Below are 634 nucleotides of genomic sequence, written 5' to 3'. Positions count from 1 at the left end.
CCTCCTCTACAACAACTTCTACTACCGGTGGTTCTGATAAGTGATTATCATTATCCCAAGGAGAAGGGATGAAACAGGCAAGAATTGTAATGAAATGTCAGCGATTGGCACACTTCTGCGGCAAATTTATGGGCAGATTCGAGCAGTTTGTTCCATTTTTGTTCCGGTAAATTTTCTAAATCGGATTTTGTGATGGCTTGTTGCATCAGGGCGTAAATAAATCCTGCGTTGAAATTGTCCCCTGCACCGATTGTGCTAATCGGCTTTATGGACTGCACGGGGTAAGATTTTTCCCCATTGGGAGTAAACAAGCGTGTTTCTTTGGCACCTTGTGTTACTATCAGATTTTTGCAACGGGGTGCAATGTGTGTGCGGTAAATTTCATCAATGCTTTGGTTGGGGTATAACACCGCCAAATCCTCGTCGGAGCAGCGCACAACCGTTGCACATTCAAAGTTTTCCTCAAAAGCAGGCATCAGTTCCGCCCTTTCGTCCGCATGAGCCGCCCGAAAATTGATGTCGTAATAAATCACAGCCTCAGCACTATGGGCTTCGCCCAACCAACGGTGTATATTGCTTCTAATCTCATGATTAACAGCAAAATAGGAACCGAAAAGAATCACATCATCCGCTT

1 protein-coding gene is annotated in these 634 nt (G+C 44.6%); it reads right to left on the bottom strand.

Annotated elements, in window-relative coordinates; genetic code table 11:
* Positions 1 to 50: 50 nt before the first annotated feature.
* Positions 51 to 634: PfkB family carbohydrate kinase (locus tag ASC50_RS03030; protein WP_226995362.1), on the bottom strand; the 584-nt coding region annotated here is incomplete at its 5' end.

The organism is Candidatus Symbiothrix dinenymphae, assembly GCF_001431085.1.
The sequence above is the reverse complement of the archived record's forward strand: the minus strand, read 5'-3'. Positions and strand labels throughout refer to the sequence as shown.